Annotated in this window: 8 protein-coding genes; 6 read left to right on the plus strand and 2 right to left on the minus strand. The window is 62.7% G+C overall.

Going from position 1 to position 8,973, the window contains the following annotated elements:
- Positions 1–189 precede the first annotated feature (189 nt).
- From AC30NL_RS16080 to moeA, 5 genes are read left to right on the plus strand one after another with little or no spacing between them, the layout of a single operon-like run.
- Positions 190–366 carry a hypothetical protein gene (locus AC30NL_RS16080; RefSeq protein WP_489465008.1) on the plus strand — a complete coding sequence of 59 codons (177 nt, stop codon included), beginning with the start codon at positions 190–192 and terminating at the stop codon, positions 364–366.
- Positions 367–412: 46 nt separating this feature from the next.
- Positions 413–1,528, plus strand: a complete 1,116-nt coding sequence (gene moaA, locus AC30NL_RS16085) for a GTP 3',8-cyclase MoaA (protein WP_489465009.1) — start codon at positions 413–415, stop codon at positions 1,526–1,528.
- Between the two features lie 7 nt (positions 1,529–1,535).
- Positions 1,536–2,150 (plus strand): molybdenum cofactor guanylyltransferase MobA, encoded by a 615-nt coding sequence (gene mobA, locus AC30NL_RS16090; protein WP_489465010.1) that lies wholly within the window; start codon positions 1,536–1,538, stop codon positions 2,148–2,150.
- A complete protein-coding gene (locus AC30NL_RS16095) occupies positions 2,113–2,733 on the plus strand; it encodes a GNAT family N-acetyltransferase (RefSeq protein WP_489465011.1) in 621 nt (206 codons plus the stop codon). The genes mobA and AC30NL_RS16095 overlap by 38 nt, the downstream gene beginning before the upstream one ends.
- Positions 2,730–4,007: a molybdopterin molybdotransferase MoeA gene (gene moeA / locus AC30NL_RS16100; RefSeq protein WP_489465012.1), complete on the plus strand. Its 1,278-nt coding sequence runs from the start codon at positions 2,730–2,732 to the stop codon at positions 4,005–4,007. The genes AC30NL_RS16095 and moeA overlap by 4 nt, the downstream gene beginning before the upstream one ends.
- Before the next feature lie 472 nt (positions 4,008–4,479).
- Here moeA and ppsA read toward each other — a convergent pair whose 3' ends face one another.
- On the minus strand, positions 4,480–6,891 hold the full coding sequence (gene ppsA, locus AC30NL_RS16105; protein ID WP_489465013.1) for a phosphoenolpyruvate synthase: 2,412 nt from the start codon (positions 6,889–6,891) through the stop codon (positions 4,480–4,482).
- 336 nt (positions 6,892–7,227) lie between these two features.
- Here ppsA and ppsR point away from each other — a divergent pair, with 336 nt between their 5' ends.
- Positions 7,228–8,049, plus strand: a complete 822-nt coding sequence (ppsR, locus tag AC30NL_RS16110; protein WP_489465014.1) for a posphoenolpyruvate synthetase regulatory kinase/phosphorylase PpsR — start codon at positions 7,228–7,230, stop codon at positions 8,047–8,049.
- Between the two features lie 26 nt (positions 8,050–8,075).
- On the opposite strand, the gene AC30NL_RS16115 is transcribed toward ppsR, so the two are convergent.
- Positions 8,076–8,843 (minus strand): TrmH family RNA methyltransferase, encoded by a 768-nt coding sequence (locus AC30NL_RS16115; protein WP_489465015.1) that lies wholly within the window; start codon positions 8,841–8,843, stop codon positions 8,076–8,078.
- Positions 8,844–8,973: the final 130 nt, after the last annotated feature.

An 8,973-nucleotide genomic window follows, 5' to 3' on the forward strand; every position in this document is an offset into this window, starting at 1 on the left:
CGCCTGATCTAGGCGCAAAGCGCAGCCATAGCTCGTGCTATGGCGAGCATTTGCAACGACGAGCAGGGGGCTTTTGGCGTGATGAGCGGGCATGATCGAAATACTCTCAGCCTCTCAGTCCGTTCGATTTTCATCTTGCGAATCTCCCTTAACTGGTTGTGACCATTGTGGTTTCCCTGGGGCTCTGAGTTGTCCTACGTCGGCGAAGGCACGTTCATCCACTCGCCGCGGGCAGGCGGTGAAGTCCGTGTCGAGGAATTGAGCCTGGCCAACTGGAAAAAGCGCTTCACCGGCGCCCGCCGGGTCGAGGCGACTGCTGCAGCCGCTTCGAGCGCTTCAGATTCCGCGTCGGCTGCCACCCACTGATCCCCACGCGACAGTGTGTGTCGCCCATGGGGGCAAAATGCGGGGCATGAGCGACAAGGTCATTCCGCTCGCCGATCACCGCTATGCCGCGACGGTGCCGGTGATCCCCGCGTTCGCCGCACCCGCCTCGGGCCGCGCCCTGGATCGCCTCGACCGGCCGCTGCGCGACCTGCGCATCTCCGTCACCGACCGGTGCAACTTCCGCTGTGGTTACTGCATGCCCAAGGAAGTCTTCGACAAGAACTATCAATTCCTTCCGCATTCATCTTTGCTGAGCTTCGAAGAGATCGAGCGCGTGGCGCGGCTCTTCGTCTCGCACGGCGTACACAAGATCCGGCTCACCGGCGGCGAACCGCTGCTGCGCAAGAACCTCGAGGTGCTGGTCGAGATGCTGGCGAAGTTGCGCACGCCTGAAGGCGAGGCACTGGATCTCACGCTCACGACCAATGGCTCGGTGCTGGCGAAAAAGGTCCATGCGCTGAAGGATGCCGGCCTGAAGCGCGTCACCGTGAGCCTTGATGCGCTCGATGATGCGATCTTCCGTCGCATGAACGACGCAGACTTTCCGGTGGCCGACGTTCTGCGCGGCATCGAAGCAGCAGAGCGCGTGGGCCTCGGGCCGATCAAAGTCAACATGGTGGTCCAGCGCGGAACCAACGATCACGAGATCGTCTCGATGGCGCGACACTTCAAAGGCACACCCATCGTGCTGCGCTTCATCGAGTACATGGACGTAGGCGCCACCAACGGCTGGCGCATGGACGAGGTGATGCCATCGTCCGAGGTGCTCGCACGCATCGCGCAGACGTTTCCCATCGAGGCGATGGCTTCGAACGACGTCGGGGAAACGGCGGCGCGCTGGCGCTATCGTGACGGCAGCGGCGAGATCGGCGTGATCTCCAGCGTGACGCAGGCGTTCTGCCACGATTGCAATCGGGCGCGCTTGTCGACGGAAGGCAAGCTTTTCCTCTGCCTCTTCGCAACGCATGGCCATGACCTGCGCGCCCTGCTGCGAGGAAACTTCAGCGACCCGCAAATCAGCGCAGCCATCTCCCACATCTGGCAAGGCCGCGATGACCGCTATTCGGAATTGCGCGGCGAGTTGCAAGCCGCCCCGGTCCCCGGCGAGCGTCGCGTCGAAATGCATTACATCGGCGGCTGATCGACCCATGGCAATTGCAATTGCAAAGCAAGACATCACTGGCCTCATCCTCGCTGGTGGACGCGGCAGCCGGATGGGCGGCGTCGACAAAGGCTTGCAGAATCACCTGGGCATGCCGCTCGCGATGCATGCGCTGATGCGCCTGTCGCCGCAGGTAGGGCACCTGATGATCAATGCGAACCGCAATCTGGGCGCGTACGAGTCGTTCGGCATACCGGTATGGCCAGATGCCCTGGCAGACTATCCGGGGCCCTTGGCGGGCTTTCTGGCGGGTTTGGAACACTGCGAAACGCCCTACCTCGTTACCGTGCCTTGCGACACGCCAAACTTTCCGGAGAACCTGGTTTCACGGCTGGCAGCCGTGCTGGTCGACCACGACGCCGATATTGCGATGGCCTCGACGACGGGGGCCGAAGGCGTGCAGGTGCAGCCCGTCTTCTGCCTCATGAAGGCCACGCTCATGGAAAGCCTGATCCGCTTCACGCAATCGGGTCAGCGCAAGATCGACAAATGGACGGCGGAACACCGCTGCATCGAAGTACCCTTCGACGATGAAGCCGCGTTCTTCAACGCCAACACCACCGATGAGCTTCGCCAGCTGCAAGCGCGCCATGGGGGTTGAGTTGCCGGTCCGCCTGCTGGGCGTCAACGATGCCGTGGCCTACAAGACCTTGCGCGACGACATGCTCGCGCATTATCCCGACGCATTCACCTCCGACGCGCAGGCCGAGTTGCGCAAGCCGGCTTCGACCTATTTGTCGCGCTTTGCCCTCCCCGACGGCGACCCTGCTCGATTCAGCTTCGGCGCCTGGCTAGTGTCGCGTCAAGCCACAAATGCCGGCTGCTCGCTTGCTCTCGAAGCGCATTGCGGCGTTGCGCCTCCTCGGGACCAATTGGTGGGCGCCATCAGTTGCGAGCGCGATGAGCGCATCAAAGTGCGCCACGTCGGACACATCGCGGGCATGATGGTGCGGCCGGAAATGCAAGGCCAAGGCATCGGGCGTGCCCTGCTTCACGCCTGCATCGCACAGGCACGCGTGCTGCGCGAGATCGAGATGTTGACCTTGTCGGTGACATCGACAAATGCGCCCGCCATCGCCCTATACGAGGCCGCGGGATTCGTGCGTTACGGTCGATTGCTGCGTGCCATCAAGTTGGGCAACGACTACTTCGACAAAGACCAGATGATGCTGACCCTGCAATGACCACACTTGCCGAGATCGCTTCCTGCCTGAGCGGCTACGACCCGAATGCTTTGCACATCGTGCAGGCGCAGGAATTCATCGCCCGCCTCGTGCCAGTCGTCCGCGAGGCGGAAACCTTGCCGATTCGCGATGCCCTCGGGCGGGTGCTGGCGAACGATGTTGTATCGGCCATCGACGTACCGGCGCATGACAACTCGGCGATGGACGGCTACGCACTGCGCGGCAGCGATCTGATGTGCGACGCGCCCACCGCGCTCGACGTCGTGGGCACCGGCTTCGCGGGCAGCGTCGGCTCGCAAGACGTGCTGGCCGGACAATGCTTTCGCATCATGACTGGCGCGGTGATGCCGCCGGGCCTGGATACCGTCGTGCCGCAGGAGCTCGTGGAGGCAGACGATGGCAAGGTGACGATCCCTGCGGGTGTGGTGCAGCCGGGGGACAACCGTCGGCTTGCGGGTGAAGACCTCGCCGCGGGCGAAGTGGCATTGCATGAAGGGCGGACGCTGCGACCTGCCGACATCGGCATGCTGGCATCGATGGGCATCGCGGAAGTGGCAGTGCGCCGCAAGCTGCGAGTCGCGTTCTTCTCCACCGGCAACGAGCTGCGCTCGATCGGCGAGCCGTTGGAAGCGGGCTGCGTGTACGACAGCAACCGCTACACGCTGTGGGCGATGTTGTCGCGCTTGGGTGTGGAGATCACCGACATGGGCTTGGTGCGAGACGATCCAGCCTTGCTGGAAGCGGCGTTTCTTCAAGCCGCGAACACGGCGGACGCGGTCATCACGTCCGGCGGGGTCAGCGTGGGTGAGGCCGATCACACCAGGCAGGTGATGGCGAAGCTCGGCGATGTGATGTTCTGGCGCATCGCGATGCGACCAGGCCGGCCGATGGCGATCGGCAAGATCACAAGCAGCGGGCGCGATGCGATCTTGTTCGGGCTGCCCGGCAATCCCGTGGCAGTGATGGTGACTTTCTATGCCCTGGTCCGCGATGCATTGCTTGCGATGAGCGGGGCGAGCGCGCAGCCGCTCTTGATGCTGAAGGCGGCTTGCGTGAAACCGATCCGGAAGAGGCCTGGCCGGACGGAGTATCAGCGCGGAATCGTCACGCGCTTGGAAGACGGTTCATTGCAAGTGGCGATCACGGGCTCGCAAGGCTCGGGGATTCTGCGCAGCATGAGCGAGGCAAACGGGCTTGTGGTGTTGCATCACGAACAAGGCAATGTGGACGCTGGAGCAATGGTGGATGTGCTGCCGTTTGATGGGCTGATCTAAGGATTTGGCCCGAAATAAGTTTCCGTTTTGGGGGCGCTGGGCGGGATGCGATGCAAGGCGCTCCGAGCGCCGTGTGACGAGCCACACAAGTGAGGAGCAACGCCGCAGCGCGCCCGCCCAGCGCCCCCAAAACGGAAACTTATTTCGGGCCAAATCCTAAGGTCGTCACTCCCTCTCCCGGCGAGGGACGGCGAGGGAGAGGGTTGGGGTGAGGGAGAGGTGGCGGGTAAACGATTCCACTTTTCTGACAACCCCTCGCCCCTGCCCTCTCCCCCGAGGGGGAGAAGGAGCAATCCGTCCGCGCCTTGCAGGGTGGGAAAAACGAGGGCCCTTGCATCCTGAGCCTGCCGAAGGCGGCCACGCGGACTGTCGATCTGATTCGAATAACGACCGCATGGGCACGCTGCGTTTTGCCCATCCTGCAAAAACTTGACGCCCTCTGCGCAGAAGAGGGCTCTATTCAGATCACGTATCAGCGCTTTGCCAGCCGCTGCCAAGTCTCCACCACCGTATCCGGATTCAGCGAAATCGACACGATGCCTTCCTGCGCAAGCCAATCGGCAAAGTCCGGGTGATCGCTAGGCCCTTGCCCGCAAATGCCCACGTACTTCCCCACCGCCCGGCAAGCGGCTATCGCCCGCGAAATCATGGCCTTCACTGCCGGATCGCGCTCGTCGAAATCGCGCGCCAGCAACTCGAGCCCTGAATCGCGGTCCAGGCCCAGCGTCAACTGCGTCAGGTCGTTCGAGCCGATCGACATGCCGTCGAAATGCTCCAGGAACTGTTCCGCCAGGATCGCGTTGCTCGGCACCTCGCACATCATGATCACGCGCAGGTCGTCCTTGCCGCCGGCCGCTGCGCGCTGCAAGCCGTGCTCGGCCAACATCTCCACGACGCGCTTGGCCTGCCCGAGCGTGCGCACGAAGGGCACCATGATCTCGACGTTGGTGAGACCCATCTCATTGCGAACGCGCTTGAGTGCTTCGCACTCCATCGCAAACGCCTCACCGAACTCGTCGCTGATGTAGCGCGACGCGCCGCGGAAGCCGAGCATCGGGTTCTCTTCTTCCGGCTCGTAGCGAGAACCGCCGATGAGCTTGCGGTACTCGTTGCTCTTGAAGTCCGAGAGACGGACGATCACCGGCTTGGGCCAGAACGCGGCTCCAATCGTCGCGATGCCTTCGACCAGCTTGTCGACATAGAACGCCCGCGGCGACGCATGGCCTCGCGCCACCGACTCCACCGCCTTCTTCAAGTCGATGTCGATGTTCGGATAGTCGAGGATGGCCTTCGGGTGCACCCCGATGTTGTTGTTGATGATGAACTCGAGCCGTGCGAGGCCCACGCCCGAATTCGGCATCTGCGCGAAGTCGAAGGCGAGCTGCGGGTTGCCCACGTTCATCATGATCTTGATAGGGCAGTACGGCAGGTCGCCGCGTTGCACGTCGGTCACTTCCGTCTCGAGCAGGCCGTCGTAGATGTAGCCGGTGTCGCCTTCCGAGCAGGCCACCGTCACGAGCGCCCCATCCGTCAGCACCTCGGTTGCATCACCGCAGCCGACCACCGCCGGAATGCCCAGCTCGCGAGCGATGATGGCCGCGTGACAGGTGCGCCCGCCTCGGTTGGTCACGATAGCCGCCGCCCGCTTCATCACCGGCTCCCAGTTCGGGTCAGTCATGTCGGTGACGAGCACATCACCCGCTTGAACCGTGTCCATGTCGGTGATGCTGTGCACGATGCGCACCGGACCCGTGCCGATCTTCTGGCCGATGGCGCGGCCTTCGGCCAGCACCGTGCCCGTGCCCTTCAACTTGTAGCGCTGCTCGGCCTTGCCTTCTTGCTGGCTCTTCACTGTTTCGGGACGCGCCTGCAGGATATAGAGCTGGCCGTCGACGCCGTCCTTTCCCCACTCGATGTCCATCGCTCGGCCGTAGTGCTGCTCGATGATCAAGGCGTACTTGGCGAGTTCAGTCACTTCGGCATCGGTGAGGGAATAGCGGTTGCGCTGCTCGGGCGCTGTGTCCACCGTCTTCACGAGTTTGCGCGAGACCTTCTTTTCCTCAGGCGACACGAATTCCATCTTGATGAGCTTGGAGCCGAGGTTGCGCCGGATGATCGGCAGTTTGCCGTTCTTGAGCGCCGGCTTGTGAACGTAGAACTCGTCGGGATTGACGGCGCCCTGCACCACCGTCTCGCCCAGGCCGTAGCTCGAAGTGATGAACACCACGTCCTTGAACCCGCTCTCGGTGTCGATGGTGAACATCACGCCGGCAGATCCGAGGTCGGAGCGCACCATGCGTTGCACACCGGCAGACAGGGCGACGTCGGAATGCGCGAAGCCCTTGTGCACGCGGTAGCTGATCGCGCGGTCGTTGTAGAGGGAGGCGAAGACCTCCTTCATCTTGTTCAGCACTTCCTCGATGCCGACGACGTTGAGAAACGTCTCCTGCTGGCCAGCAAAGCTCGCATCGGGCAGGTCTTCGGCGGTGGCCGACGAACGCACGGCGAAGGAGGCCCCGGGATTGCCAGCCGCCAGCTTCTTGAACTCACTCTCTATGGCCGCCTGCAGGTCAGGCGGAAACGGCGTCTCCTCGACCCATTGGCGAATTTGCGCGCCGGCTTCCGCCAGCGCGCGAACGTCGTCGGTGTTCAGCGTATCGAGACGCGCATTGATGCGAGTAGCCAGACCGTTGTGCTTAAGGAACTCACGGAAGGCGTGGGCCGTCGTGGCAAAACCGCCGGGTACACGCACCCCGGACGCAGCCAGTTGGCTGATCATTTCGCCGAGTGATGCGTTTTTACCGCCTACCGACTCGACGTCGGTCATTCTCAGCTCATCGAATGGAACGACCAGGGCGGTCGCCTCAAAGCTGGGTGTAGACATGGGAAAGCTCCGTAACGTTGAAAAACCGGGGCTCCCGTGTCGCGTTTGCCCGAGGCAGCGACTTGCGCGGCCGTACCGTGCAAGGTGCGTGCGCCAGCCCAGCCTGATGTTTTGGATTCTTGTGCTGAGGTCAGGGAGCGCATGAGCTACGAATGTGTCGGGAGAAATTGGGCCGATTCTATGGCCTGGAGTGATCTGGGGCGGGCCTTCCCGCCCCCGGATAGCCCCGCATAGGGCGGGGCCTTCGTTAGCGAGCGTGACCATCAGGCCTATGAGAGTGAAGCCTCAGGTGGGCCCTGACCTATGATGGCCGCCGTAAGCAGCCAGATCCCCATCATGCCCAATCACACCGTCTTCTTCGTTTCCGACGGCACCGGCATCACTGCCGAAACCTTCGGCAATTCCATCCTCAACCAGTTCGCCGCCAAGCCGCGTCACGTGCGCCGGCCCTTCATCGACAGCGCCGACAAGGCACATCAGGTGGTGCGCGAGATCAATCACACGGCCGAGGTCGAGGGCAAACGCCCGATCGTGTTCATCACGCTCGTGGATCGTGAGGTCCTGGCAATCGTGAAAGACTTGTCCAAGGCACTGGTGCTGGACATGTTCCACACCTTCATCGAGCCCTTGGAAGCCGAGTTCGGCATCACCTCGAACCATCGCGTCGGACGATTCTCAGACGTTGCGAAGAGTCAGGAGTACACCGATCGCATCGAAGCGATCAACTTCTCGCTCGCGCATGACGATGGGCAGTCGGCGAAGAACCTCGAATCGGCCGACGTGATCCTCGTGGGCGTGAGCCGTAGCGGCAAGACGCCGACCTCGCTGTATCTCGCCATGCAGCACGGCGTCAAGGCGGCGAACTATCCGCTCATCCCCGAAGACTTCGAGCGCGGCCACATCCCCAGTTCGCTCGCGGCACACAAAAATAAGTGCTTCGGCCTCACCATCGACCCGGAGCGGCTCAATCACATCCGCACCGAGCGGCGGCCCAACAGCAAGTACGCGTCGATCGAGAACTGCCGCTACGAAGTGCGCGAAGCCGAAGCAATGATGCGTCGCGAAGGCATTGCGTGGCTGTCGTCGACGCACAAGTCCATCGAAGAGATCGCAACGACGATTCTGCGAGACCTCCGGCCCGATCGGTTGATGTATTAGACCGAACGGATTAGAAGTTCGATGAGTTACAAGCGCCTGCGGGACGACTCGTACATGCAGATCGCCGCCGCCGCCGACACGTTGAGCGACTCTTCTCCGCCGGGCTGCGGGATGCGCAGAGTCGTCGTGCACTGATTCATCAGCGCCCCCGACACGCCTTGGCCCTCGTGCCCCATGACCCATGCGCAAGGCCACGGCAGATGCGCCTCGTGGATCGCTTGCGCAGCGTGCGAACTGGCGGCGAGCAGCGGCAGGTCGAGGCCTTGCAAGGACTCCGCGCCTTCGACCAATCGCAACCCGAAATGCGCTCCCATGCCGGCTCTCAGCACTTTGGGCGACCATAACGCCGCCGTCCCCTTGATGGCGATGACCTGTGTGAACCCGAAGGCCGAGGCGCTTCGAAGGATGGTGCCCACGTTGCCAGCATCTTGAAGCCGATCGAGCACGATGGTGGGCGCATCGTTCTGAAGCGTCCCCGCGCCTTGCCAAGACACGACAAAGCCAATCGGCGCAGAAGATTCCAGCGCGCTCAAACCATTCATCAACGCCTGGGGCACGACAAGCACCGTGTCTGCCCGGCTGGCAAGCTCGCGATATCGCGGCTGGTCCCACGCCAGCTCGGTGACCACCGCATGCGACGCATTGCCGCCACGCTCAAGCAAAGCCGCGCAGAGATGATCGCCTTCGATCCACACCTCACCCAGCTTGCGATAGGCCCCGGGGTCGCCCGCCAGCTTGCGCAGGCGCACGAGCAGCGGGTTGTCGCGCGAGGTGATCTGCTTGACCTGGGTCATCCGGCAACGCTGATCAGGCTGAGAGGCTCAGAGTATTTCGAGCGTGTCCGAGCAGCACGTCAAAAGGCGCCTGATCTAGGCGCAAAGCGCAGCCATAGCCAGGGCTATGGCGAGCATTTGCAACGACGAG

This window comes from Rhizobacter sp., from assembly GCA_021153565.1.
Classification (GTDB): domain Bacteria; phylum Pseudomonadota; class Gammaproteobacteria; order Burkholderiales; family Burkholderiaceae_C; genus Albitalea.